The 25,923-nt window shown below is 51.5% G+C and carries 27 protein-coding genes; 15 read left to right on the top strand and 12 right to left on the bottom strand.

The features are described from left to right. The 6 genes from KYK14_RS09985 to KYK14_RS09960 all read left to right on the top strand — a co-directional run. Positions 1 to 1,752, top strand: a 1,752-nt coding sequence (locus tag KYK14_RS09985; protein ID WP_219158718.1) for a PAS domain-containing sensor histidine kinase, incomplete at its 5' end; no start/stop codon positions are given. 13 nt (positions 1,753 to 1,765) lie between these two features. Next, positions 1,766 to 2,173, top strand: a complete 408-nt coding sequence (locus KYK14_RS09980; RefSeq protein ID WP_219158717.1) for a response regulator — start codon at positions 1,766 to 1,768, stop codon at positions 2,171 to 2,173. Between the two features lie 1,288 nt (positions 2,174 to 3,461). Further along, entirely contained in the window at positions 3,462 to 4,262 is an 801-nt protein-coding gene (locus tag KYK14_RS09975; RefSeq protein ID WP_219158716.1) for a ParA family protein, read from the top strand. After that, positions 4,262 to 4,582, top strand: coding sequence for a hypothetical protein (locus tag KYK14_RS09970; protein ID WP_219158715.1), 321 nt, complete (start codon positions 4,262 to 4,264; stop codon positions 4,580 to 4,582). Before KYK14_RS09975 ends, KYK14_RS09970 begins: the two co-directional genes overlap by 1 nt. A gap of 389 nt (positions 4,583 to 4,971) precedes the next feature. Next, positions 4,972 to 6,165 carry a replication initiation protein gene (locus tag KYK14_RS09965; protein WP_219158714.1) on the top strand — a complete coding sequence of 398 codons (1,194 nt, stop codon included), beginning with the start codon at positions 4,972 to 4,974 and terminating at the stop codon, positions 6,163 to 6,165. A 520-nt stretch (positions 6,166 to 6,685) separates the two neighbouring features. Continuing rightward, the gene (locus tag KYK14_RS09960) at positions 6,686 to 6,862 is read left to right on the top strand and encodes a plasmid recombination protein (RefSeq protein WP_219158713.1); all 177 of its coding nucleotides are present in this window, start codon (positions 6,686 to 6,688) and stop codon (positions 6,860 to 6,862) included. Between the two features lie 21 nt (positions 6,863 to 6,883). Here the strand turns inward: KYK14_RS09960 and KYK14_RS09955 are convergent, their stop codons facing one another. Continuing rightward, entirely contained in the window at positions 6,884 to 9,856 is a 2,973-nt protein-coding gene (locus KYK14_RS09955) for a Tn3 family transposase (RefSeq protein ID WP_219158712.1), read from the bottom strand. Between the two features lie 170 nt (positions 9,857 to 10,026). Between KYK14_RS09955 and KYK14_RS09950 the strand changes: the two genes are divergently transcribed. After that, positions 10,027 to 10,656 carry a recombinase family protein gene (locus tag KYK14_RS09950; RefSeq protein WP_219158711.1) on the top strand — a complete coding sequence of 210 codons (630 nt, stop codon included), beginning with the start codon at positions 10,027 to 10,029 and terminating at the stop codon, positions 10,654 to 10,656. Positions 10,657 to 10,671: 15 nt separating this feature from the next. On the opposite strand, the gene KYK14_RS09945 is transcribed toward KYK14_RS09950, so the two are convergent. From KYK14_RS09945 to KYK14_RS09925, 5 genes are all read right to left on the bottom strand, one after another. Beyond that, complete coding sequence (locus KYK14_RS09945; protein ID WP_219158710.1) at positions 10,672 to 11,664, bottom strand: type IIL restriction-modification enzyme MmeI; 993 nt, start codon at positions 11,662 to 11,664, stop codon at positions 10,672 to 10,674. A gap of 56 nt (positions 11,665 to 11,720) precedes the next feature. Further along, positions 11,721 to 12,065, bottom strand: coding sequence for a type IIL restriction-modification enzyme MmeI (locus KYK14_RS09940; protein WP_219158709.1), 345 nt, complete (start codon positions 12,063 to 12,065; stop codon positions 11,721 to 11,723). Positions 12,066 to 12,140: 75 nt separating this feature from the next. Then, positions 12,141 to 13,043, bottom strand: a complete 903-nt coding sequence (locus tag KYK14_RS09935; protein WP_219158708.1) for an Abi family protein — start codon at positions 13,041 to 13,043, stop codon at positions 12,141 to 12,143. A gap of 39 nt (positions 13,044 to 13,082) precedes the next feature. Beyond that, positions 13,083 to 13,658: a hypothetical protein gene (locus tag KYK14_RS09930; RefSeq protein ID WP_219158707.1), complete on the bottom strand. Its 576-nt coding sequence runs from the start codon at positions 13,656 to 13,658 to the stop codon at positions 13,083 to 13,085. Positions 13,659 to 13,901: 243 nt separating this feature from the next. After that, a complete protein-coding gene (locus KYK14_RS09925; protein ID WP_219158706.1) occupies positions 13,902 to 14,216 on the bottom strand; it encodes a hypothetical protein in 315 nt (104 codons plus the stop codon). Positions 14,217 to 14,430: 214 nt separating this feature from the next. Between KYK14_RS09925 and KYK14_RS09920 the strand changes: the two genes are divergently transcribed. The 3 genes from KYK14_RS09920 to KYK14_RS09910 are packed head-to-tail and all read left to right on the top strand — an operon-like array spanning position 14,431 to position 15,738. Continuing rightward, a complete protein-coding gene (locus tag KYK14_RS09920) occupies positions 14,431 to 14,868 on the top strand; it encodes a hypothetical protein (protein ID WP_219158705.1) in 438 nt (145 codons plus the stop codon). An 11-nt stretch (positions 14,869 to 14,879) separates the two neighbouring features. After that, the gene (locus tag KYK14_RS09915; protein WP_219158704.1) at positions 14,880 to 15,251 is read left to right on the top strand and encodes a helix-turn-helix domain-containing protein; all 372 of its coding nucleotides are present in this window, start codon (positions 14,880 to 14,882) and stop codon (positions 15,249 to 15,251) included. Positions 15,252 to 15,282: 31 nt separating this feature from the next. Then, the gene (locus KYK14_RS09910) at positions 15,283 to 15,738 is read left to right on the top strand and encodes a hypothetical protein (protein ID WP_219158703.1); all 456 of its coding nucleotides are present in this window, start codon (positions 15,283 to 15,285) and stop codon (positions 15,736 to 15,738) included. Positions 15,739 to 16,251: 513 nt separating this feature from the next. Here the strand turns inward: KYK14_RS09910 and KYK14_RS22575 are convergent. The 6 genes from KYK14_RS22575 to KYK14_RS09880 all read right to left on the bottom strand — a co-directional run bounded on the left by KYK14_RS22575 (position 16,252) and on the right by KYK14_RS09880 (position 22,788). Continuing rightward, the gene (locus KYK14_RS22575; RefSeq protein ID WP_219158702.1) at positions 16,252 to 16,962 is read right to left on the bottom strand and encodes a restriction endonuclease; all 711 of its coding nucleotides are present in this window, start codon (positions 16,960 to 16,962) and stop codon (positions 16,252 to 16,254) included. A gap of 528 nt (positions 16,963 to 17,490) precedes the next feature. Next, positions 17,491 to 18,006 carry a hypothetical protein gene (locus KYK14_RS09900; RefSeq protein ID WP_219158701.1) on the bottom strand — a complete coding sequence of 172 codons (516 nt, stop codon included), beginning with the start codon at positions 18,004 to 18,006 and terminating at the stop codon, positions 17,491 to 17,493. Positions 18,007 to 18,124: 118 nt separating this feature from the next. Then, the gene (locus KYK14_RS09895) at positions 18,125 to 18,754 is read right to left on the bottom strand and encodes a hypothetical protein (protein ID WP_219158700.1); all 630 of its coding nucleotides are present in this window, start codon (positions 18,752 to 18,754) and stop codon (positions 18,125 to 18,127) included. A 5-nt stretch (positions 18,755 to 18,759) separates the two neighbouring features. Then, the gene (locus KYK14_RS09890; RefSeq protein ID WP_219158699.1) at positions 18,760 to 20,865 is read right to left on the bottom strand and encodes a sensor histidine kinase; all 2,106 of its coding nucleotides are present in this window, start codon (positions 20,863 to 20,865) and stop codon (positions 18,760 to 18,762) included. Further along, entirely contained in the window at positions 20,865 to 22,040 is a 1,176-nt protein-coding gene (locus KYK14_RS09885; protein ID WP_219158698.1) for a DNA cytosine methyltransferase, read from the bottom strand. Before KYK14_RS09885 ends, KYK14_RS09890 begins: the two co-directional genes overlap by 1 nt. Positions 22,041 to 22,092: 52 nt before the next feature. Continuing rightward, positions 22,093 to 22,788 carry a LexA family transcriptional regulator gene (locus KYK14_RS09880; RefSeq protein WP_219158697.1) on the bottom strand — a complete coding sequence of 232 codons (696 nt, stop codon included), beginning with the start codon at positions 22,786 to 22,788 and terminating at the stop codon, positions 22,093 to 22,095. 158 nt (positions 22,789 to 22,946) lie between these two features. Between KYK14_RS09880 and KYK14_RS09875 the strand changes: the two genes are divergently transcribed. The 5 genes from KYK14_RS09875 to KYK14_RS09855 all read left to right on the top strand — a co-directional run bounded on the left by KYK14_RS09875 (position 22,947) and on the right by KYK14_RS09855 (position 25,909). Beyond that, positions 22,947 to 23,159: a hypothetical protein gene (locus KYK14_RS09875; RefSeq protein WP_219158696.1), complete on the top strand. Its 213-nt coding sequence runs from the start codon at positions 22,947 to 22,949 to the stop codon at positions 23,157 to 23,159. Between the two features lie 2 nt (positions 23,160 to 23,161). Beyond that, a complete protein-coding gene (locus KYK14_RS09870) occupies positions 23,162 to 23,938 on the top strand; it encodes a KilA-N domain-containing protein (protein ID WP_219158695.1) in 777 nt (258 codons plus the stop codon). A 106-nt stretch (positions 23,939 to 24,044) separates the two neighbouring features. Continuing rightward, complete coding sequence (locus tag KYK14_RS09865) at positions 24,045 to 24,467, top strand: hypothetical protein (protein ID WP_219158694.1); 423 nt, start codon at positions 24,045 to 24,047, stop codon at positions 24,465 to 24,467. 84 nt (positions 24,468 to 24,551) lie between these two features. Further along, positions 24,552 to 25,019, top strand: a complete 468-nt coding sequence (locus KYK14_RS09860; protein ID WP_219158693.1) for a hypothetical protein — start codon at positions 24,552 to 24,554, stop codon at positions 25,017 to 25,019. A gap of 11 nt (positions 25,020 to 25,030) precedes the next feature. Then, positions 25,031 to 25,909 carry a hypothetical protein gene (locus KYK14_RS09855; protein ID WP_219158692.1) on the top strand — a complete coding sequence of 293 codons (879 nt, stop codon included), beginning with the start codon at positions 25,031 to 25,033 and terminating at the stop codon, positions 25,907 to 25,909. The last annotated feature ends 14 nt before the right edge of the window (positions 25,910 to 25,923 follow it).

The following is a 25,923-nucleotide window of genomic DNA, read 5'->3' as shown; positions in this document are numbered from 1 at the left end:
CGCGACGCGCAGGGGCAGGTGACGGAGGTGCTCAACTTTGCCGTGGACGTGACGGCCCAGGTGGAAGCCCGCCAGCAAGTCCAGCAGCTCAACCAGGAGCTGGAAGCCCGCGTGCAGGCGCGCACCCAGCAGGCGCTGGCCCTGCAAGCCGACCTGCTAGAAGCGGCCCAGCGCCAGGTGCAGGTGCGCGAGTCCTTCTACCAAATCTTCGAGCAAACCCCGGCGGCCGTGTCGCTGCTGCGCGGGCCGACGTATCGCTTCGAGTACGTCAACCCGGTTTTTCAGCAAGTCTTTGCCGGCCGCCAGCTGGTGGGGCGCGACTTTGCCGAGGCCCTGCCCGATGCCGCCTCTCAAGGCTACCTGGCCATGCTCGAGGGCGTGTACCGCACGGGCGAAACGTTCTTTGGGGCCGAGGTGCCCTTCGTGTCCGAACAGCCCGACAGCCCGCCCCACCCGGTCTACTTCAACTTCACGTACCAGGCCTACCGGGAAAATGGCGAGATAGTGGGCATTTCCACCTTTGCCCTCGATGTCACCGAGCAGGTGCTGGCCCGCCAGGAGCGCGAAACCCAGCGCCAGCAGCTCTACACGGTGTTTGAGCAGGCCCCCATCGGCATCGCCATTCAGGCGGGACCCGACCTGGTGTACGAGTTTCACAACCCGAGCTACCTGTGGATGGTGCCCGACCGGCAGCTGGTGGGAAAACGCTTTTTTGATGTCTTTCCCGAAATGGCCGGCACCCACGTGGAAACCTTGCTCCGGCACGTGTACGAAACGGGCGAAACGCAACAGGAGCAGGAGCTGCTCATCCCCGTGGCCCGCGCCGACGGCAGCACCGAATTGGAGGACCGCTACTTCACCGTCGTTTACCAGGCCCGGCGCGACGAGCAAGGCCACAGCAACGGCATTCTGGCGTTTGTGATGGAAGTAACCGAGCAGGTACACGCCCGCCAGCAGGTGCAGGCCCTAAACGAGGAGCTCGCGGCCATCAACGAGGAGCTCGCGGCCATCAACGAAGAACTCACAGCCACGAACGAGGAGCTGAATACGACCAATACCCAGCTCACGCGCACCAACGTGGACCTGGACACGTTCGTCTACACCGCCTCGCATGACCTGAAAGCCCCCATTACCAACATCGAGAGTATTACCCTGGCCCTGCGCGACACGCTGCCGGCTGCCGTGCAGCAGGACGAGATGACCGCGCACCTGCTCCACCTGCTGGAGCATACCACCACGCGCTTTCAGCTCACGATTGGCCAGCTGACGGACTTGTCCAAGCTGCAACTGGCCCACGCCAGCTCCGCGGAGCCGGTCCCCCTGGCCGCCGTCATCGAAGCGGTGCGCCTGGATCTGACCCCGGTGCTTGCGGGAGCGAACGCGCAGCTCACGGTCGAGGTCGCACCGGACCTGCTGGTCTCTTTCTCCCCCGCCAACCTGCGCTCCGCGATCTACAACCTGCTCAGTAATGCAGTTAAGTACCGCGCCCTGGACCGGCCCGCCCAGGTACAGGTGCGCGCCTATTCGACGGGGCCGCGGGTGGCGCTGGAAGTGCAGGACAACGGACTGGGGCTGAACGCCCACCAGCAGAGCCGCCTGTTCGGGCTGTTTCAACGGCTGCATACCCACGTCGAGGGTACCGGGGTGGGCCTCTACATCACCAAGCGCCTGGTCGAAAACGGCGGCGGCACGATTACCGTGGCCAGCCACGTAGACGTGGGCACCACCTTTACGCTCACCTTCCCCACCTAAGGGCCTTTTCGCCATGCCTCACTTAACCAGTGTGCTGCTCATCGATGATGATAGCACAACAAATTTCCTCAACAAGGCGCTGCTGACCCGCATGGGCGTAGTGGAGCAGGTGCTCACGGCCGAAAATGGGGAGCAGGCCTTGCGTACGCTGGGCCAGACCTGTCACGGTCCCGACAGCACCGCGTGTCCCCAGCTCCTGTTCCTCGACATGAACATGCCCGTGCTCAACGGGCTGGGCTTTTTGGAAGCCTATGTGCAGCTGCCACTGGCGCAGCAGCGGCCGATTGTCATCGTCATGCTCACCACCTCGCTGCACCCCCTCGACCAGGCGCGGGCCGAGCAACTGCCCATTGCCGGCTTTCTGAATAAGCCGCTCACCAAGGAGAAGGTGACGGCCATTTTAGCGCAGTACTTTGCCTAGCAACTGCTGCCGGTGGGTATGGCTAGTAGGTAGCCGTCAGCCTACCTCCTGCTTGGTCCTAGCAAAATAGGATGTTGGGCAAAGTTGGCGGCGGCTTCTTTTCCCTCTTGCTCCTGGGAAAAGTTGCTTTATATAAGGTTTCTTCTCGGACACTCCCTGGAATATGTAGGGTTTCTGCCTCGTCGCTCGCAACCTCGGATTATGGTATTTTACCTTAGCAAGACGTTCTTATTTGCCTCGCCTATGTCTCGTGTTCTGTCCCCCTACTGCCAGTTTCGCCTTGGCTATCGCTACGGGTTGCTTGGAGCAGTGTCCACCCTGCTAGCGTGTCAAACGCAAACAGCGCCGGTAGCGCCACCAGCCAATGCCTTTCGGGAAGGTCATCAGTTCACCTATCAAGTGGCTCGGGTTGCTCCCGGCAGTCAACAGGTACAACTAGATACGCTGGTGCTCACCAGTTTCGGAATCGATCCTAGTTGGGAAGTTGACACCTTCCGTACGGCCCATTTCGCCCTGCGCACGCGGCAGACGAGACTCGGCTATAGCTACGGGGCTCACGCCACGCCTACAAATTTTTCTGGGGTAATTGAACATGATTCGCTCCTGTGGAGTCACCCTCCGCGGGAGGGGGACTACGCCATCTTGGAGCTGAGTCCTTTCCCCTACATACAATTACCCGCTAAAACAGGCCATCAGTGGACGTGGGATCTAACAGTGGGTGAGAGTTGGAGTAATCCGCAGTGGGCCACGTGGCGGGGTCGAATCCAAGTGCGCAGCCAGTACCGGGTGGTCGGGAAGCAAGTGGTACATATGCCGCTCGGTTCACTCTCCTGCTGGCTGGTCCGCGCCCGTGCCAGCTGCCCGGTGGGAAATTCTTCCCTGGACCTATGGTACCATCCAGCCTATGGATTTGTGCAACTAGACTACCATACGATCACGGGTACTCGTCTCACGTTTAAATTAGTAGGGGAACGTATGGAGCAATCTACTAGACCCTTTCCAGTACCGAATTATCAACTGTCAGCCTCGAAGTGAACGCACTGATTACAGTCTATAACCTTTATTAAAGGGTGAATTACAAGGTGTTACGACACGGTTTTCTTCACTGTCAACTGGCTATCTTCTAAGGGAAGCGTATAGAGTCCCTATTGTTTCCTGCCGTATGTTGGTAATATTGTATTTGTGCATTATACACACGCACAACACAAAGCATATTGTCAATACCTACAACATCTCCAACATTAAGAATACAATGTGCTTTTTATGGTTCGTATTGTGAATACTGCGTATGTTTACTCGCAATGTTCTCAACAATACCAATACGATGCAGATACTAACGTTTACAAACCGCAAGGGAGGAACAGGCAAATCCACTTCTGCATGGGCCGTTGCTCACTGTCTTGCTCATGATGGGCACCGGGTGTTGCTTGTTGACGGCGACCCGCAGATGAATCTTACCCAGGCACTTCCAGCCAGCTCACAGGACAAGAGCCTGACCCAGATACTTGATGGCTCTCTTGGCTTCCCAGAAGCTATGCAACAGGTCGGTACTAACCTGTGGCTAGTACCCGCTTCTCCGTCGTTGGCGGCTGCCGAAAAGTTGCTGGGTACCGACGCCATGTACCCGTTGGCGTTCAAGAATCTGGTAGGCGACCTGCGCAAGCTGGTGGACTTTGTGATTTTCGATACAGGGCCCAGCCCAAACTCGGCCTTGGCCATGGCAGCGATTACAGCATCGGACCAAGTCTACATTCCTACAACGCCTGAGTACTTTGCTTTCAACGGCCTGGAGTCACTGCTCGACTTAGTAAGTCGCATTCAGAAAAACTTCTCACCGAACCTACGGGTAGGAGGGGTGTTTCTGACGAAATACGCCAAGAACTACCGCAAGAGCTTGCATCACCAATTTGTCGATGTCATGCAACAGCACCCCAACCTGGGGGCCTATTTGATGGAATCTACGATTCGTGATAACGTCGCAGTAGCCGAAGCGCAAGTCAACCAGCAGTCGTTGTACGAGTGGGCTCCTCAATCCGCAGCTTTGCAGGACTACGAAGCGCTTACCCAAGAAATTCTACGCAAAAAGTAATGTCGAAACAGAAAGTAACCCTCGGTCATCTGCTCCCAAAGCCTGCCCAATCGGTGGACGATCTTCTTCTGGGCAATTCACCTTCCCCGCGGATCGAGCCTGCACCTGAACCAACGGCAGGTGACGAGGCCAAGATTCGATTCACCAACGCGTTACCACCTAGCACGTTCCGTCGTCTACAACAGTACACCTTCTGGTCTCACGAGACGATCGGTGACGTACTTAACGATGCGCTGCTGGCTTACTTGGATGGCAAACCTGAAGCTGAACGAGAGATCCCAGCAAAGCAAGCGAAACGCCGTCGATTGCCCCCGGCGTAGAAGAGGACATGACTGTATCGTAAGGTCGTGATGTGAGCTACAACCCGTTGACTGTCAGTACATAAATAGGTAGTATCTAGAAGTATAAAAACGCAAAAAACGCGCGGTGTAAAATTGAGCTTGTATACTAATTTATACTCCCCAGAACTTAACAACCGCTACAAAAATGACGTCAAAAAAAGCTAGCTAGCTTTTACTACTTGTTACTATATTAATAGTATTATAGGTGCCATAACTCACAGTTTTACAAATAGTTAAGAGGGTCAACCGCTACAAAGATGACGTTAACCGCTACAAAGATGACGTCGGGCGCTACAAAAATGACGTCAGTCAGCTACAAAAATGACGTCAAGTAGGACTTCAACCGCTACAAAAATGACGTTACTTCCATGAAGAGTCCAGCCAGCAAGATTACAGCCGTCGTTGCCCAACACAATGCGCTTGTGAATGCCCGCTTTAGCTTCGCTCCCATGCAAATGCGGCTTTTCATTGCCCTACTCACGCGCATTGACTTCAATGACGAGGAGTTTCAACCTCAGTTCATTCCGTTTGAGGAACTGCTGCACTCCAAGAGTAAAAAAGGTGGCTCCAGCTACGAGGCAATTGCTGACATGTGTCGTGATATCACCAAATTCACGGTGCACATAGAAGAGCTGGATGAGCAGACTCGGAAGCGAAAGAAGAAGCCTGTGTATCTCAACCGGCCGCTTATGGCGCAAGCGGACTACCATGGCGAAATGGGTGGGGTAGTCGCCTCTTTCAACCCACTGATCATGCCTTACCTGCTACAGCTTCGAGAGAGCGGCAACTTTACTACGGCCGAAGTAGAGCAGCTACACAAACTGAAGAGCCCGTATTCGCTCCGCATCTACTTCCTGCTCCGTGAGTACGGCGACTTCGGCAAGCGGACTATGACGCTGGAACAGTTACGGTTTGCCCTTGATATTGATGAGAACGAGTACCGTGAATTTAAGAACCTCAAAGCCCGGGTACTTGACAAAGCACAAGACGAAATTGCGACAACGGATATACCGTTCACCTACAATGTAGAGCGCAGTGGGCGGTCCGCGAAAAGCATCATCTTTTCCTTCCCGCCAACGGGAACCGCTACAATAATGACGTCCATTGCGCGTCCTGTGTGGCAGCAGCGTCTGATAGAAAGCGGAGTGGGGAACCGTAGTATTGCCACCATCGAAGCGCAACTGAGCGCCGGGGAGTACGATGAAGGGTACGTGGAATACGTGATGCACATTGTGCAGAGCCAGTTTCGCAAGGGCAAGATTAAAAAGCCCGCTGGCGCCATCTACAAAGCCCTGGTGGAGAAGTACCTCTTGGAGGATTATACTGCCTCCAAAAAGCCTCGGCAATTAGCAAAGAAGGAACTACCCCAGGTCACGGAGAAAAAGGCGGAGGTGGCTTTCCGGCTAAGCGAAGTGCGGGAGATGTACAACAACCCTGGGCCCTATGCGCAACGCCAGAAACGGGCGGATACCTTTGAGCAACATCTGCAGCAGATCTATCTACAGGACGGCTTCAGAATAGAAAAGCGAGAGCAAGAAGACTGGCTGGTAAAACAGGGCTAAGACCATGTTACTTTCGTTTCCATAAGGCGTAACTCACCTCAGCACATTCCGTACTAGAGCCTCAAAGCTGTGATAGCTTTTGTACTTTATTGCTGTATCATGTCTTCTGGTTACTTGCCTTGCCCGCCTGCTTCTCTGTCTCTACCTGAACAACAAGGGTGGTTATCGCGCCTCCAGCAGGCAGAGCAGATTGTGGGAATAGCCGAAGCAGGATTCCCGCAAGTGAGTTCTGAAACACTATCACTGTGGCAACGCTATGTGCAAGGCGAACTGACCCTGGAGCAGCTGTTGATTCTACAGTGTCACCGCTTACGGATCCGGTAGGCAGGGAGGCAAGCACTGGTTTACATTACCTATAGAAAGCTAGTAAATAATACACTTCCTGCGGAAGAGGCTAGCAATAGAAGGCCTACACAGATCGTTCGGTAGAGGCGGCCGATTTTCGTTCAATGTATAACCCACTATACATTGGAAAATCCCCTCCGGCTTCTTTCTACCTGTATCCGTAGCCCGCTACCTGATGGCCTTTGCAATTATTCGCGTCACCAAGATTACGAGTCGGGAGCAGGCGCAAAGCGTGGCGCACCATAACTATCGCACGCAAGAAACGCCCAATGCCGATCCTACTTTGCGCCATCTGAACCAGGAACTGGTCAACCACTCCCAGCGCAGCTACTGGGACTTGGCCTTCTTATAGCAGCGGGGGGATAAAATTACTCTAAGCCGTTTCCAGCGGCTTTCGCAGGCTGCGCAGCCCGTTGGGCTCCACTTCCACCTGGCTGGGGAAGGTGTATTTGCCTAACCGGTTGATATGCTCGTAGCGGGCGGGCGAGAGCCGGGCCAGGTCTTCGTCGCGCACCGCCACGCCTTCGGCCCGCAGCGTTTGCACCACCTGCTGCAGGTAGACCGTGTTCCAGAGCACCACCAAGTTGGTAACCAGATTTAAGGCTCCTACGACCTCCTGCTGGGCTTCTTCCTGTTTGCGGCGAATGAGCCCGTCGCCGCCAAACCAAAGAAACACCCGCAACGCGTGCAGCCGCTCGCCCTTGTTGAGCTGCGCGTGAATCTTGCGCCGCAAGGGTTGACTGAGCAGGTAGCGTAGGATGAAATTGGTTTTGATGAGCCGCCCGTATTGCTGCAGCACGTAGGTCAGGTTGTGCTGACGTGGATAGGCCTGCAACTTGCCGATGAAGAGCGAGGCCGTCACGTAGCCGAGCTTAAACGAGCCGGCTATTCGCAGCAAGTCTTCCAGGCGGGCCTCGATGTAGCCGGGCTGCACGTGGCCCGTGAAGTGCAGGCCTGGGTAGCTCAGCTCGCGGCCCCGGATGCGGCAGAGCTTCTGGTCGCCGATGTCGCGCAGGCGCGGCGAGTACTGCAGGCCCAGCAAGTCGAAGAGTCCGAAAATCAGGTCCGTGTAGCCGTGCGTATCGGTGGCGTGCTCGACGATGACCACGTCGGTCTCGTTGCCCAGCACCTCGTCCAGCACGTAGGTCGCGTCGCGGGTGGTCGAGGAAATGGCCCGGCTCCCAAACTGGGCGTAGTGGTCGGCGGTGTGGGTATAGAAGGTCAGGCCCTGCCCGTAGCCGAAGTAGCGGGGGATGGCGCGGGCGTTGCGGATTTTGCCACTGACGGGAAAGCGCTGGCCGTCGGAGGAAGAGAGCGTGCCCCCGCCCCAGTGCCGGGCCAGCCATTGGCGGTGCTGGTGGTTGACTAGGCGGGTGGTGGCGCGCTTGAGCGTGTCTTCGCGTAAGTAGTTGGCGGCCACCCAACACAGGGACTGGTAGTCGAGCCCCGTGCTCTGGGCCATCTCGCGCAGGGAGATGTGGCAGGCGTTGGCCAGCAGGGCCGCGTAGAGCAGCGCCTGGTGCTCCGGGGCGCGGGGCGTCGTCTGGTCCAGGCCGGTCAGCTCGGCCGAGAAGCCCGTCCACTGGTCGACTTCCACCAGCACTTCCGTCAGCTCCGCCCGCGGCAGCGAGGCGCTCAGCAGCGCGCGCAGCTGCTCGACCTCGGGGCTCAGTTCCTCGGCCCGTAACGGGGTGACGACCAACTCCCCGTCCTCGTCGAGGCGGATGTCCTGGCCCTGCGCCAGTAACTGCTCCAGCAACGGCAACTGCGCCTCGACTTCCTGCAACCGCTCGTCAAGACGCTGGGCGCTGCCGAGTTGCGCCAGTAGGTCCGGGCGCTGGCGCGCCCATTCGGCGGGCGAAAGCAGGTAGGTATCGAGCGAGGCGTATTTGCGCGAGGCGTTGACGACCACGTCGCCCGCCCGCAGCCGCTCGCGCAGCGTGGCCAGCACGCACAAGCCGTAGCGCACACGCTGGGCGCGGCCGGTTTGGTCGAAGACGAACGCCCTCCAGCTGGCGGGAATAAAGGCCGTGGCGGCGTCCTCGGGCAATTTGCGCCGCTGGCCCGTGTGCAGCTCTTTGATTAAGATAAGCGCGTCGGCGAAGTCGTCGCCCGCAAACGCCTGCTCAAACACTATCTGCTGCAAGAGGCGGCCCAGCAATGTATTCAGGCGGGCGGCCACCGGTAGCAGATAGTCCAAGTACGAGTGACGGGCCGGGCGGGCGAAGTCGGCCACGGCGGTGAGCGCGGCTTGCAGCTGCTCGCGGGGTACCTGGGCGTAAATCTGTTCCCGCAGCACCTCGTCCGGTACGTGTTCCTCGTCCATGACTAGGCCGATGGCCTGGCCCAGCGTGCGTAGGGCCTGGTCTTTGGCCCGCGCGTGCGCCAGCTGGTCGTCCTGCAGCGCCCGCCGGGCGCGGGCCACGGCGTGCTCCCAATGCTCGTCCATCATTTTGAGCACCGTATCCGTCAGGTCGCGATAGGCCTCCCGACACGCGGCCACCAGCAGCGGATAGCGCTTGGCCGGCGCGAAGCGCTGAAGAACTTGGTTGGTTTTGTTGCGGGCGGTGTGGGCCAACCGCTTCTGGCGGTTAGGGTGCAGCTCGTCCGCTTGCCAGCCCGGCACACCGAGCTGGTCGAGGTACGCTAGCTTGCCCAGCGTCTGCAGGATGCTGGTCGCCGAGCTACTGGTCGGGGGCTGGTGCAACCACGTGTGCCGGCACAGACCCAGCGCGGGCTCCACGACCAACAGGGCATCGAGTTGGGTCACGACTTCGGGGGTAAGCAGTGCGAGCAACCGGCGGTAGGTTTCGGCCTGGGTACGCTCAGACAGGGCGCCCACCAGCCGCTCCAGCTCCACGATGCCGGGCCGCAGGATGCCGTGCTGGCGCAGGTGGCCCAGGGCCAAGGTGAGCAGCAGGCGCTCGTTATCGTGCTCCAAGGCCCGCTCCACCAGCCAGGCTTCAAGCCACGGGGCATCCAGCACGGGTTGCCAGCGGCGCACCTGCAAGTGGTTCAGCAGCACGCGCAGGTGCTCGGTTAGCGTCGCCTCGCGCTCGCCGTAGGCCTGAAACAACGCGGGGTCGATCTCCAGTTGCCGGGCCACGAACTGCACGAGACTATCCGGCACCTGACGGTACCACTCCGGTGGCAGGTAGCCCAGCAGCCGTAGCACGCCCAGTTGCACCGCAAACCCGAGGCGGTTGGTGTCCCGGCGCTGCTGGGCGACCAGCTGCTGGTCGGCGGGGGTAAGCCAGCAACTGGCTTGCAGGTCTTCTTCGCGCAGGTCGGCGGGAAGGGTCTGGTAGCGCTGGCGCTCCAGGGCAGTCAGGAAGTCGGCGGGCATGCGCAAGGCGACAGGTGGTAAACAAACGCCCCTTTTCCGGTACCACCAAGTACCGCCCAAAATCGGACGCCTGACCCGGCAAACTGCGGTACCCGAAACGGGTTTCCGCAATCAAGATACCCTAAATTCGCGTTTCGCCTCTTTCCGGTACCACTCACCCTCCTTTTACCATGAAGAAACTCGGCTACGCCCGCGTCAGCACCAGCGAGCAGGTACTCGACCTCCAACTCGATGCCCTCCGGCAGGCTGGCTGCGACGATATCTATACCGATACCGTCTCCGGGGTGCAGGCCCACAAGCCGAACTGGGAAAAACTGCTGGCTTACGCCCGCAAAGGTGACACGGTCGTGATCTGGCGGCTCGACCGGCTGGGCCGCTCCACCAAGCACCTGATTGAGGTGGTCGAGGACCTGAGCCGCCGCGGCCTGCACCTGATTTCCCTCCAGGACCCGATTGACACGACCTCGCCGGGTGGTCAGCTCGTGTTTCAGATTTTCTGCGCCTTGGCCGAGCACGAGCGCAACGTGCTCGTGCAGCGCACCCGCGCTGGGCTGCAGGCGGCGCGTGCTCGCGGCCGCCAGGGCGGCCGGCCCCCGGGCCTGGCCCCGCGCTACCAGAAAATCGCCCCCGCCGTCAAGGAACTCTACGAAGCCGGCCAGCAGTCTACCCGCCAACTCATGGACTACTTCCACATCGGCTCCCGCCGCACCTTGTATAAGATCCTGCGCTTTGCGGGCTGCCAGATCAACGAAAAGTCCACGGTGCCTACTGCAAAAGCAGTCGACAAGGCCTTACCGTAATTCTTTGTCCAGTTACTAACGCAACCCCATAGCGGTCAGTACTTCCCCTTCCAAACGCTTGAGGTGCTCCAGCGTCACGTAGAGAAAATTTCCCGACCCACAGGCAGGATCTAAGATGCGCACCGATGTTAGGCGTCGCAAAAAGCGCGTTAGTTCAGCCCGGGCTTCTTTCGTCTTACCCTTCTCCAGCCACAACGCACCAGCAGCCTGGGCAGCTGCCCATTCCCGACGGAGCGGCTCAATGATCGTGGGAATCACTAAGCGCTCCACGTAACGCCGCGGCGTATAGTGGGCACCCAATTGGTGCCGTTCCTTTGGGTCCAACGCACGCTCCAGCAGCGTACCGAAAATTGTAGGCTCTACTTCGGTCCAATCGGCTTTGGCGGCTCGTAGCAGCAACTCCATTTGATCCGCTGTCAGTGGCAAGGCAATCGCATCGTGAAAGAGCTTCCCGTTGAAATGACGCAGCCTGGCCTTCAAATCGGGAGAGAACCCTCCTTTGTCCATCGTATGCCACAGGCTCTGTAGTGCATCAGGTAGCAGGTCACGTAGCTCGGGCGTACTGTATTGTTGCAGCAGACCCGTAAAGGAGGCCTTCGGAATCAAGTTGACGTCCTCGGCGAACATGGTGAACAGGCAGCGCATCAGAAAGTGCGCGACCGTATCGGCAGCGTGGCCAGCTCGTTCTAGTTGGGAGGAAAGCCCTGCAAGGTAACCAGCGAGCTCGCGGGTGACGCGGGCAGCCCGCCGGGAAGGATCGAGTTGTTGGGGCTCTAGGAAGATTTGACGAAGCGTTTGCCGGGTGCTTTCCTCCGCCAGGTCTTTCAAATAGAGGCGGTAGCGGGTCTGGTCAGGGAAGGGGACGAACGCTTCGCTGACGCTGGCAAAGTTGCTATAGACGTCAATACAGTAGCCCACGTCGGCCACTAGAATGAAGAGGGGTTGGGGCTCTTCGGTTGGTAGGGCACGGGCGTAGCTCAGGGCTTGTTGGCGGGCCGCCTGCATCATCTGCTCCCATTTGGCCGTGCCGCGAGTGGCGTGGCCGGTGCGACGCTTCTCGGGGGCTAGACCCAGTTCACGCCTGAGGTCCTGAGGTCCTGAGGTAAATCACGCGCCGCGCGTTTTTTTAGAGTAGTTAAAACTTCAACAAAGTCGTTGACCCCCTGCTTTGTTTCGAGAATAAAGCAACCGCGTTTGTAGAGGTCGATTCGGCCGGTGCTTTTCTTGCCGCCGTCGTTGAACTGCACGGCCCGTTCGAGCACGTAGGCGTCGTGGGCGGGGTTATCCGTTTTGGGGTCGGGGCGGGGTACGCCGAGCAGGTCGCAGAGGTCTTGGATGAACAGGCCGTAGTTGGACAGCTCCGCGCCGCCGGATGTTTTCCAGCGGGTTTCAAATTCTGAATAGGTCACGAGCAAGTAGCGTTACAATAGAGGTACTCGCGAAGTAAAGAATAAATTCGCCTCGTGCTAGGGAGGTGCTACAAACTATTGCCAGAATACGTCCTGTTGCCAATTTGCCGGGAAGTCCATCACGCGTTGGGGAATAGTGGGATGGGCTTGCAACAACGCTTTCAACTCTTGCTTGAACGTCACGGCCGCTCGTGGATCAATCGCATCCAAAAGATAAGCAGCAACGACCAGTACGATGTAGAGCCGGTCGTCCTGTGGCATAGGGCCTGTGACGGGCCATAGGTTACGGGGTCGCCGAGGCAGCACTGGTTTGATCGTCAGGGTACGATTCCACAGCCGGGAATGGTGCGCGCAGATGTTGCGCACGTAGCTTAGCATTTGCGCCCAGCTTTTCAGTACGACGTCATCCACGCCGAAGTAGGCCCCAATGGCTTTGGTAGCAGGAGAAGAGCGTAGGTTGTGTAGCAGTTTGGATACTATGCCGAAAGAGGCCACTTCAAAGGCCATCCAGCAGGGCGGACGTTGCGGGGAAGAATATGTTGCTCGGTAGTGATCGAGAAACATCTCATGGGCGCGGCCTAAATCCTTATCTAGTGCTACTAGATTGCCTTGGAAACGATGCGAACTAATAGCCGTGCGTGGGTTTTCATACCAATGCGGTCCCCATAGAAGCGCATTGTGATAAGCGAGTTGAGCCCGCAATGCTATTTCGATGGTTCCGGTGGCTCTAAAGACCAGCGAGCGCAGTGCCTCATCAAATTCGTAGAGGCCAATAACGGTTTCCAGCGTGGTACCGGGACGAAATGAATGCGTAGGGTCGCCGGGCGTCTGGAACGAGAGAAAGTAGGCCGCCAGCCGGTAATAGCTGAGCCTGGCCAGGGCGCGTTCGGCTTCGGCAACATCGGTAATAAGCAGCCCACGACTCTGCAATAGAGCCACTTGTTGCGCAAACGGGAGGGCAGGCTTGGAATAAATCACAGGCGATAGGCAACAAAAAACCCGCCCTGGTGCGCTGATCTAACGAGAAGCGTGGCGGGTGTTGTTGTGACAAATGTAAAACGAAAGAGAGGAAAAACAAGTTTCCTCCCTCTGTGCACTGCTAGAACGTGGCTGCAACGGCTTTGCTTTCTTGCGGGGTATCGGTCGATTGGCACTGTGTAGATTCTCTATCAGAAACTTCTCCATGCCGCCGGGGGTACGTAAGAGTTCTAGGAAGTCATTTCCTTCAATGCGGCAAGTGTAGGTGCCGCGTCTGCTACGCGCGCTGAGCATAATACCGTCGTCGCAGGCATCCATGATGTAAATACCCCAACCATCGTCGCGCCATGCCTTCCACTGCGAAGGATAATCTGTAATCGATACGGCATGAGAGGGGTGAATGACTCCTAGATAGGCGGCTAGTTCTGCTGTAAGACGAAGGACTTGGCCGGTGTCCTGGGCCACGAGTACGCGTTGTCTTCTGCGGAGCTCTACGCGCCACAAAAATGAGCGTTGGATAGGCTCTCCATCAGGAAACCCCCAGCGGGCAGGATACACCCAGACTCCTTCCACCAATGGTTCACCCAGCGCCGCGCAGAATATCTCTTGAGCCATAGTGCTTATACTTTTGGGATGGTATGCTCTGAGAGTAGCGGTAAGCCAGGTGGTCCTTGCCGATAGTATGCCTGTACAATGGCTTTTTCCTTCGCCAATTCTTCTTGGTAACGCTCCAAAATGGAGTTTATAGCCTGAATATTAAGCTCTAACAACCCAATGATTTGCGCGTGAAGCAGGAGTTCTTGTGGTATGGTAGCGTGCGTCTCCGACATGTTCCTAGAGTAGGTGGGATAATAGGAATCAGATGGTTGGGGCGCCTGCTTCAGAGAATGCTGGGAGCAACTCGCGCAGCTGCTCTTCCTCTTCAGGTGTCAGCAGGCTGGCTTCTTCGCGTATGAGCAAATTCAACATCCGCCGTTCCCGATCTAATTGGCGTTGCGTACGCTCCAGCAGGACGTTGAGCATCATCACTTGCGATTCCAAGCTGCCGATTAGTCGGCCCGACAGATGCATGTATTGTGCTTTGTAATCAGCTGCCAGTTGTTTATAGTCCGACGTAGACTCTTGCGTGTAGCTTTGTTGTGGAGTAGTAGGTGGTTGGGTGGGCTTAGGCATAGGTGTAGAAGATATGGGTACAGAAGATAATCAGTGCTCATATTAAGCAGAATATCCCAGCTCTTTTACCGCACGCTAAGATGCGAGTGTTCCAGCTTTTTTCCAGAGAATATTAGCAGACTGCCACATTATGTGTAGAATAGTGGCACTGAGCAAAGTATTTTGTTCAGAACTATTGCTGTATCAAGAATTGTTAAGTAATTGCTAAACATTTATGCCTGCTTCTAGTAGTAAGAGAGCACCTAAGTTCGAGGTCGAAAGACTTACGCAGATTCAGGGCAAGGTTACTTTTTACAAGCTTCTGAAAGATGACGTCTGCTTTTTTGATGAGTTTCAACAACAAATTAAAGACGATGGCAACCACGTTTCAGAACTAATCAGTGCATTTAGCTTGATGGACCAGGTAGCAAAGCTCAGGCATCTACCTGGGACGAAGTACCATCCGTTGGGCGAGAGCTTTACTTACACATCGAACGGTAAAGCTTGTAGGGCGCGCAACCACGAAATCAAAACGAAAAACTTACGCGTGTATTTGTGTCACTTAGATGACCCTGCTGGAAAGGTAGTGGTGATGGCAGGACATAAAAACACACAGGCCGCTGATATAGCTGCTTTTGAAAATCTTGTATTACAGTACCTCTCTACACTCTAGCATCACACTCTATGTTCTCCCGCCGCGAAATCCTATCCCATCCTAGCTATTGGCTCACCGAAATGCGCACGACTGTCTTCGAGGCCGTTTCTGCCTTCATGACGAAACGCAACATGACTCGCCGGCAGTTGGCAGAGCATCTTGACTGCAGCCCCGGTTATGTTTCGCAGATGCTCAATGGCGATACAAATGCCTCGTTGGAAAAGCTTTCCGAAGTGTGCCTGGCTATTGGCGTTGTTCCCCGTCTGCGGTTGGAAGACTTAGATGATGTTCTAAAAAGAGATGAAATCTTGGGTTTTACTTTGAGCAGTCAAGCTCAAGGCGTTTTATCAATGCCTAGTTCAACAAAAGCAGTTACTGAGAAACCTGCTGCCTTTATTTGACCCCTGCCTAAGCTTCAAAATAGTTGCTATTATGCCTGAAAACGCATTCCCTGGAAGTGTTATAGTGGAAAGCATAGATCTTACTTCTTTCTACTATGACATAGATTTCAAACCAGATGATGACCACAAAATAATTTATCAATTAAATACGCTTCATCGAATATTCCTTGAAAGCAAGCGGGTAGAAGTTAGAATTGATATTACATACCTTGCTGAGGGGCACGACAAGCCTGTCGTCAGTGGTACTTGCGTAACCTCATTTATGATTGAGGAAATATCGAAAGTAGTCGTTGAATCGACTGGCCGCGTGAAGTGGAGGTTAGCGGGTGAACAGCTCCAGATTTTAGCACATGAAAGTGTCGCTCATACACGAGCATTACTGGCTCTTCACACAGCCGCAACGCCTTTAGGGAATACACACCTAACTATTTTCGATCATTTGAAGCTTCAACTTGAGCCTGTACAGGATGATGAGCCAGTTGAGTAACAACTAATAACAAAGCCCCTCAATTGAGGGGCTTTTTACATTTAGCCGAATCTTGAACTATTGCCCTACAAGAGTGCAATCAGCATAGCTGTCGACGTTTGGAGATCTGGGGCAGTAGAGGAGCCAACGGATCGGATTACAGGCCTTAAGCTTACAAGTATTGCATGGTAAAATGAAAACTTCTTCTATTTTAGTACGCAATGAAAAACGCAGTACACCTCAAGCAACAAGTTGACGCACTTGAAAAGCAATACATAGTCCTTCTCCAGAAACGAGCAGCTCTTCCTAGTAGACGCCCGACAAATGGCAGCAAAGCCCGACAAGAGCGCGAAATATCTGACGAAGCATACTTCCTTTTGCAAGAACTCAATGGCCTATCATATGCAAACACTGCTTATGCTGCAGCATTAGATGATAGAAAAGAGGGATGTATGAGGATGATAAATGACCCTTACAATCATAACAGTAGATAAATATCAAGCTCTACATTTTAGATGCTTGCCGCCAGCTCCATCATAGGGGTCTTCTATCAATAATGTTGTAAGAAGTGTCTTGATGAAGTAACAGGAGGTATATACTTTTCCCTAGGGGTTCCCCCAAGGTTTCGTGTGTCTTAGAGGAGCTAAGCCATGACCAAGTAGGTTCACATAGACATTGCCAATGATCCTCTTTCTCTAAGTGAACCTGCTCTCCGCAATCCCAACACCAAACATGAAACTTACCGCAGCCGTCGCATTTACCGACCGCATGCATGGCAATCATTCCACCGGTCTGAATATAGAAGTAATAATCCCAAAGGACGAGCCCGAACTTACATGTTTCAGACATGCACTCGACCCATTGGCTCAAGTTTAAACTTTCGATATCCTCCTGCATTATGAGGCGGATGCCTATATGGTCCTGAGCTCGATTCAAAGCTGCTTTGGTATGTCCATTCGTACAAACTAAGAAGCCTCTCTTAGCTTGTACGTCACGCATTAGGCCTTCGAAAGCTTCTACCTCCTTGACATCAATTGGGCGCTTCTTGTCCTTGGCATCAAAGATTATCCTCCTCTCTATATCAGTGCCATACCTGTAATCGACTAGGACATCAATCTGTCGTTTGTAGCCACTTAAGTGACCCTTGATCCTAGCGTTAGGAATTACAGTGAATAACAGGTTGTCTTGATATTCTACTGCAGTGAGCAGAGCAACTAATCTTTCTAGGGCTCGCCACTGTTGCATAATTAAAAGCGCTCATCCCGCTCTTCTTCATCGTCAATATAGATAGTCACTAGCTGTCCCGCCAATGGCATCTCCATTGAAAGCTGTGCTTGGCGGTATGCTCCTTGTCGGTCTGTAGCCAGCACCATGAATTCTTCTGTCAACTCTGGAAGCGTTCGCCCACCAAGTGGATCAGGTCCCGCTACCGCATGTACACGCACCTTATAGAGCTGTAGGCCTTCAGGTAGTTCATTGGTGTACCAAATGTATTCCAGCTTGCAGTGGGAGCAACGCACCAAAATGTGCCAAGCACCCTTATAATGTCCTACCCAACAAGCCAAAAGGCGTCGCTGTATGTGTGGCAATACCTTTTGGCTCACTGGACATGTGAGGGATGAAAAAATACTTTGCTCTATGGTATCACCTACAATCATCTTGATGTTTTCTGTATTTTGAGCTAGTATAATTTATTAAATGCAATAATAAATTATATAATTAAAATTTTATACAGGTTGCTAGTGTGTGCTGGTCTAGCGATGCTTGCTTATATTAATTGTATAAATCATGCTTTGTTATTGATCTTTCATCATGTATAACTAGGAGATCGACATTGTGTCTTAATATACCGGCTGTTACAAAATTATCCTCTTCAATATACCTATAATATTGTTCCCAGTAATAATCTATCATTAGTTTTACTGACTCGGTTAGGGTATCACTTGTATTTAAAAAATGTACTAGTCCTTTATTCTCACATGTAATAAATATATCTTCATCTTCTACACTATCAGGAAGCCGTACTTTTCCTTTATATCCTACATAAGCATAACAATTAGAATTGATTAGTGAATCCTTTAATTCTAATGCTGAATAACAGCTATTAGTATAAACCAAGCTGCATCCAAATAAATGAGAGTTATTTGAGTTCAAATATCCCATTTGGTCTGCTGTGGATACAAGCGCGCTTGGACTACCGTGTGAATAGGCTACGAAAACGAATTTTCCTTCGTTAAACGACGCAATTGAAGCCTCAACATTTACTGAATGACATGAATCTCCGCTCAATACATGTAAGTTATGTGAATTCAGATCAAAGGATGTGCATAAATGAATATAGGAACGTCTGCAGTTATCTCCGATTGTTTCATCACAATCATCAGACACTATTATTATATTAAGCATTCTATTTATTACCAATTCGTGATTTATCGCGTGCTAAAATATCAATAGCAACAGCTAATATGTTAGAGATCATTTCCTGGCCGATATTGTCGTCACCTCCCTTTCTAACGGAATCAAGGATATCTAGAAGCGAATATGATTCCCCATTACGTGATTTTATAAAGGGTCTGATTTGCTCTTCTCTCGAGTGACGCAACACCCATTCTTCAAGAGCACTATCGACACGTGACGATATGTGAGCATCAGCTTTTTTTATAATATCTAGAATATATTGTGCTGGTTTATCTCTTTGTACAATATACCAAGCATGTCTATTTATAAGTTTAACTAAATCTTCCTTGCTAATATTATTGATGCTGCCAGTCATGATTATAAAGCAAATCAAAAGGCTTTTTTCTGTGATAGCATCAAAAACATTAAGCCCCTCAGCAATGCTGCCGAACATAATGTCTAGCAAGACGATAATTCTTTTAGATATATTATTTTCTATATATTCTATTCCTTCTTTCGTTGTTGGAAATATATGTATGTTGTCTGCATCATAGATCATCTTCAGTCGATCTACAAGCGGATAAGCTTCAGTAATGTTATCATCAATAATTACCAATTCTGGCTTTATTTTAGTTAGCATACAAATTATTTTTTAAGTGGAAGTGTAAGTTTGAAAGTTGCGCCAATAGGTGAGTATACACTGTTAGTTAATTCTATACTTCCATTTAGTGCAGACATTCGTGTCTTAGCGATAAATAAGCCTAAACCAGCGCCACCTTCTTCAGCAGTTGTAGTCGAAAACATATCAAACATACTGTTTTTAATTTTATCATTGACACCGTGTCCATTATCAGAAAACAAAATATAAACGCTTTTGCTGTCAACGTAGCTTTCGCACAATATGTGTTTATCACTGGTTTTTTTAAGTGCTTTAATTGAATTAGAAGATAAATTAGTTAATACATCTTCTAATAGTTTTTTCTTTCCAGTTAACTGAATATTTGAGCTAATATTAATGTCAACATGTATGTTTTCCTGTTCGAATTTTAGAGCATATGCTTCTGATAATACAGAAGTTATTAAATCCTTTATAGAGAAAGTAGTATCCTCTACATCAACTTGTGCATAGCTCAACATAAAATCTATTAAAGAACTAATTTTTTCACTTTGGTCAAAAATAACCTTGCTGTATTTAGTGTATAGAGTATTGTAATTCGGATTCGGGAAAGTATCAATAAAAAATTCGGAAGCGTGCTTTATCGGAGTTAATGCAAAACGAATACCATGAGCTAATTCCCCAGCAAAATCTTGTAGGGACATTAAGCTTAAGTACAGTGCTTCTTTTCGAAGAAACTCTTGTTCAGTCTCTTGTTGGTCTTTGACCCCCTCCTTTACTATATCAGTAACTTGTCTTGCTTTAGCAATTGTAGGAGCTAGTACCTCTTTTAACTCTGGTCTTGCTCTCACAATCTGAGCCAAATTCGTACTTATGTCTTTCACATCTGCAGATGCTCGCTTTAAATTATTTTGAACGCGTATCTTATTTTCAGATCTCTTTTTAACTTTATAATTAACAAAAACATCTAACTGTTCAATTATAAACTCTTTAAGTCTTCTATATGCCTCATTGTCAACAAAGTCTTGTCTATTTGTAGCATCAATAATCTGTGGGTTTCTATCTTTTGTAATATTTATAATTCCAATAAATTCCCTTGTGCTTAACCTGTTAAAGGCATCTTGCCATCTGCGTTTATCAATGCCTAAAATATCTCTTCGCTTATCTAAAACTGTTTCATACTCTGCAAATGGAGTGCAAATAACCCCATCACGATATATTTTAGCTCCCTCAATATAGTTCTCTGTGTCTTTATATTTAGCTTTAAAAGCTCTTTGATCTTCTTGATTGAAAAAATATAAATCTAGGTTTATAGGTCCAAAGGATTCAATATCTCTATACCTTATCTCAAAATCCTGACTGATCTCATTGAAATACAGATATCCTTGTTTTTGCTCATTGTAATCAAAAGGTATATTAGCATGTATTGTGGCCATAGACTCGATAGGCTCAGCAATAATCTTTTTATCCTTTAATCCAGCATTAGATGCGGTAATAAATATGTCAAAAGGAGGATTTAATTTATGAACCGGAGGTATAATTCTTTTTAATTGATTATATAAACGTAAAAGCATTTCAGTATCCCAAGCTTCATGAAGCATAGTAATAATGAGTTCTGTGCCTTGCTCATCTTCAAAAGTATCATCGTTTTCAATATACTCATATTCATTTTCTAAATCTGTGAACATTACTTGCTGCTGTAAGGATATCCTCTCATATTCTTTCCAGTTAATAGTTACTTTTAATATTTTTTTATCTGATTTTTTCTTTGTTTTTATACATAGGTGTTGCCCTAGTTTATCTGTGGCGAAACGACCAACACCTTTTTCCCCTATATATCGTCTCTTAAAAGGAGAAGGAGATAATTTATCCTTTCTTTTGCTAGCAGTGCCAACCACAAGCCACTTATCCTTGATATCATTTAAGGTCATGCCTAAGCCATTATCTCTAATGACAATCCGGCTTTTTGAAGACCTAGAGCTAACATTCGAAAACTGTAATTCAACTTTAGTTGAGTTGGCATCATAACAATTTTTTACCAACTCATATATAGCAGTTATTCTGTCAGTTATTAGACCCCGTCCCAGTAGTTTGAATGTGCTTACGTCAAAACGCCACTTTAACTTGCCTCCCATTATTTTGAATAAAAATTAAGATGCTGGATAATACTTTTAGCAACAGCGCTTCCTAAAGCAGGTGGAACAGCATTACCTATATGTCTCGTAAGTGCAGATGTACTCATTTGAATCTCAGTCTCACTCGGTAAGAATTGATAATTGAGTGGGAAGGATTGTAATAGAGCAGCCTCTCTAATAGATATAGCCCGATGCTGAGCTGGGTGACCATATCGTCCGTTGCTTAGGCCTGTACAATGGGTTGTTAATGTTGGAGCAACATCATTCCATGACATTCTTCCATAGGCACTTGTAAAACGTTTGCCAGAAGTCGTTTCACGGCAAGTCAATCCTGTTAGTAATTCTGATGGCCAATGAGTCCAATCTCCTCCCATAGGAGTAGCCTCTATTCTTCTCTGATTGATTTCTGTTAAAGACCTAGATCTATGTAGCTTATCAAGCTCATGAATCTGCCCGGCTGTTATATGAGGTAACTTTCCTATTGCATCATGCACTGTTACGTAACTGCCTTTTTGATGAGTAGGATTGATCAAATCGACCTTACCTATTAGGGAAGCAAACAAAACTAGCCTATAACGTCGTTGAGGGACGCCGTAATTAGCAGCATTTACTCTATATGTGCTGACATGATAACCTAAAGATTCTAACGTATCGATAAAGTCATTTAAAACCTTTCCCTTCTCATAACTAGCTAATAAAGTCACGTTCTCCATCGATACTATTTCAGGACGAACTTCACTAATTAAATTCGCGAAGGAATAAAGAAGCCGCCACTTCTCATCCTTATCTTCACGTTCACCTGGTACACGTGAAAACGGTTGACATGGCGCGCACCCAACAAGAATTTTGATTTTCCCCTCAGGATATAAACATCTAATATCATCTGCCGTAACTTCCGTGATGTCACGATGAAGGAAATTAGCTTTGTTATTAGCCTCAAATGCATGCTTACAAGTATTGTCAAAATCTAGCCCTGCTACTACATTAAGACCTTCTGTTTGTAAACCATGTGTTAATCCACCTACTCCACAGAATAAATCAACAACAGCATGTGGCGGGACGCAAGTATGTAGTAGAACCCTGCTATTTAAATTATTTTTTTTATTTATTAGCTGGCGTTTCTTCTGCTGAAATTCAGGAAATAATGGTAAGCTATTTAAACGTTTACTGGACATGATCTTGATTACTTCCTGTCTGTATGAAAGAAATTTGGAGGAGTAAGTGGCGTTAATAAATATCAGGAGCTCGATCTAATCGAAGCACTTTCCATATTCCACGTATTTCACTACGTTGTGCAGTCTTTACACCACCTTTCTTCTCATTATCAGACCATAGTTCTAGATATGACTTCTGGCGGAGGAGGTTTGTCTTTATACGCTTAATAACTAAGTAGCCGGCGTAGCTTACTACGAATACTCTATCAGATTGGTACTCCCAGTCTGCTTCATTCACAGGCTCAGCAACGATTCTTTGGCCGTGGTTCAACGTAGGTTCCATGGAGTCACCATTAACTTCGAATACGACACACTTTTCTAGCTGTTCTGGCGACTCTCCAGGCATTATAGGTACCGCAATAGTACCAAATTGATCAAAGTCAGCTTTTGATGCTCCTACTTCAGCGAAAGTGGCGCGAGCTGGCACAGAGATGAAAGTCAATTCAACTGTTCCAAATGGGACAACCTTTCTTAATAGGGGAGCGGTGTTATAACGTGTATCTCCCAGTATACCTCCACGGAGAGAATCAATTGATAAATCAAACTCCTTTGCTAACAGTGAAAGCACATGATCAGAAGGTTGTGCTTTCCCTTTTTCGTAGGCAGAAATAGATGCCTTAGTTACTCCAACTTTATTTCCTAGCTGCTCTTGTGTAAGAGCAGCTTGTATGCGGAAGGATTTTATTAAGGAGGCTGTGGTACCTATCATTGATTAATTTGACTTTCGGAAAGAAAATCGATTGATTGTAAAATAAATCAAATCAATGACTTGACTTATATTTTATCGTTTGACTATATTTGACTTGTCAATGAAAGACAGTGAAATACGCGGCAAAGTAAACTCTTTCCACGAAAAGTCAAGCGACCATGGATGTCAAAGAACCCCTCACATTAGCTGATCTACTACCTCGTGGGTCTCAGCAAAAGATTGCCGAGCGACTCGGCATTAAGAAACAAGCGGTCAGCGCTGCAATCAAAAAATGCAAGCCCGGGAATGCAGTCGTGATTGAAGCCCTACGCATCGCCCGCGAATGCGGCGCGCTGGATGCGGCCCAGGACTTAGCCAAACTCGCTGCCTAGCCATGAGTGCGGCCCCCATCCCCTTCGCGTTCAACGGCGTGATCATCCGCCGGGACGAAGCCGAGCGCGTGAGCCTGACCGATTTGTGGAAGGCTGCCGGCCGGCCCCGCAAGAAGAAGCCCACCGAGTGGCTGGCCCGTGAATCCACCGTGGACCTATTGGACATGGCGCAGAGTTTAATTACCCCAAAAATGGGGCAATTAGAATTCGTCGCTTCCCAGGCTGGGCGCCACGGCGGCACCTACGCTCAGCAGACGCTGGCGCTGTCCTACGCCAAGTGGCTTTCTCCCGAACTGCACTTGGCCGTCAACCAAGTCTTCTTCGAGCGGCAGGCTGAGGAGAGAGACCCCGACAAGATCCTGGACCGGGCGGAAGCGGCCTACCGCCGACGTGGGTTTACGGAAAGCCAGATTCAAGCCCGGTTCATGGGCAAAGCCTCCCGCAGTCGGTTGGTGTCGGTGTTGTCCCACCACGGGGTGAAAACGCCCAATGGATTTCGTCTGTGCACCAACGCGACCTACAAGCCCCTGTGGGGTGGGGAAGCGTCCCATATCCGCCAGCGCAAGCAGCTGTCTGAGAAAGCCAATACCCGCGAGCACATGAGCGAGAAAGAGCTTGTGGTCCTGCACCTGGCAGAGATCCTGGCCGCGGAGAGCATCGAGCAGAAAAAGGTACGGGGCAACAAAGCCTGCGCCTTGGAGTGTGCCCGCGCCGCCCAGTCGGTAGCCCGTCTGATTGTGCAGCACAAACAGGGAAATCACCTGCCCCCGGCCAGCTAAGGCAAGGTTCGAATCCCCCCTTCTCAGCAACCACCAAAGAAAATGGGCACCCCGCATTCGGGCACCCACCTTCCATCAATCACCACTTTTATCCTCCACAAGAATCATGCAAACCATCCTGCAACAATTCCAGCACGTCGACACCAACGCCGATGCGTTCGACGCCAACTTCTATCCCCGGCTGCTCGCCCGTTTGCAAAAGGCATACACGGCCCTGCTAGCAGATTACGACAGTGTATGGCAGGCGGAAGCCGAAGGCATCCTGGAAGTAACGCTACGCAGCCGCACGCAAACCTTGACCGTGCCCGTGCAAGGCAAGGTAAGCCCGGCGCTGGCGCTGCTATTGAGCGAGATGCTCGGCGACCAACTCCACGACTTGCAGCAGCGCATCATCCTCGAACACGAAAGCCTGGCGCGGGAAGGCGAGTCGCCGGAGCTCGTCAAGCTCCTCACGCTGCTATTGACGCCCATCGACGAGCAGGGCCGGGCAGTGCGCACGCTGGCGCCGGAGGCGCAACAGGCCGCTTAGGCAGAGAGGATGGGATTCGAACTCGCGCTCCTCTCTGCCCTACAGGTACCCCGGCCGGGGTGCCCATCACAAACAACTAACCTCTTGACTACAAAGAAAATGAAAAGTCAGCCATCTCCCAACTTCTCGGCCTCTGCCTTACTCCAACATCAGCGGCAGGAGGGCTTTAACAGCCACGACTTCCCTACTTCCCGCGAGCAACTGGCCGAGGCACAAACCCTATACGCGGCCAAACAACAGATCGTGCGCGCCTTATGGAACGCCATACAGGATGATACGGCGGAGCTAACCATTCGCACGCAGACGCAGCACGTGCACGTGTTTGTGGGCGAGAAGACCCTCTCCGATGCCTTGCGGCCCATCATAACGTACCTGGAAGGCGAGCTCAGCCGCTACGAGCACCGCATCTTGCAGCAGCGGGTGTACGTGGAAGCCGGCATCAATGAATGCGGCTTGGATGCCAGCGAGCAGCAGTGGGCGGTGTCGGAGCTACTGGCTGCGCCGGCGGAATCTTCGCCCCTGCATCCCTCAACGGAGAAACAGGCCGCCTAAGCGTCGGCCCCATGAATTACATCTCCCTGATCAATCAGTTCTGGGCCAAGGATCTGGAGCATTCCTTCACCCCCAATGACATCGCCGTGTACTTCAGATTACTGGAGCGCTGCAACGCGTTAGGGTGGAAGAATCCCTTCAACTTCTCAGTAGACGAATTACTGATGAAGCTGCGACTGAAGACCAAGGACCCGTTCACCACGGCCCGCAACCGCTTGAAGCAAGCCGGCCTGATTGAGTTTAAGAATGGGGATGGACGCGGCTGGACCACGCAATACTACTTGATCGATCCGGATGAAGATGAGGAAAGGGATAAGAAAAACACCCCCCTTATGCCACCCCTTTCGCCTACCCTTTCCCCACCCCTTTTACCCCCTGAGACCCCGCTACTACATAAAACTAAACTAAACAAAACAAAAAGAAAGACAGCTAACGCTGTCAGTGCGGGTGCGAGTGGGCAAGAAGCTGCTTCGCTTGCCGGGCAATCACCACCGGGGAAAGAACCCCTGGAAGGCGATGAACCGCCGCCCCCTGGCAAGACAGGCAAGAAAAGCCGGGCCGCGGGCCGGGCGTCCCCGGCGCGGGCTTCTCCGGCCAATCCTCTCCTGCCGCTGGCCGAGCGCTACGCCGAGGAGGTAGCAGCCCTGAGCGAGGAGGACCGTGCGGTCTGGGACCGGTTCGTAGCCTGGGAGCAGCACAACCCGTTGCCCAAGCTCTTCCAGATGGCCGAACCCCTGCGTCCCCGTCAGTTGGCAGCCCTTACCCGCCGGTATTCGCCCGAGGCCGTAGCCGACGTGCTGCGGGATATGCAAAACAAGCCCAAGCTGACCACGCAGTACGACTCGGCGAATCTGACTGCCCAAAGCTGGCTCAAACGCCGGCAGCAGTAAGAAAACGGCCCTTC

The sequence above is a fragment of the Hymenobacter profundi genome (assembly GCF_019334315.1).
Taxonomy (GTDB): Bacteria; Bacteroidota; Bacteroidia; order Cytophagales; family Hymenobacteraceae; genus Hymenobacter; species Hymenobacter profundi.
This window is presented reverse-complemented; position numbering and strand designations above follow the sequence as displayed.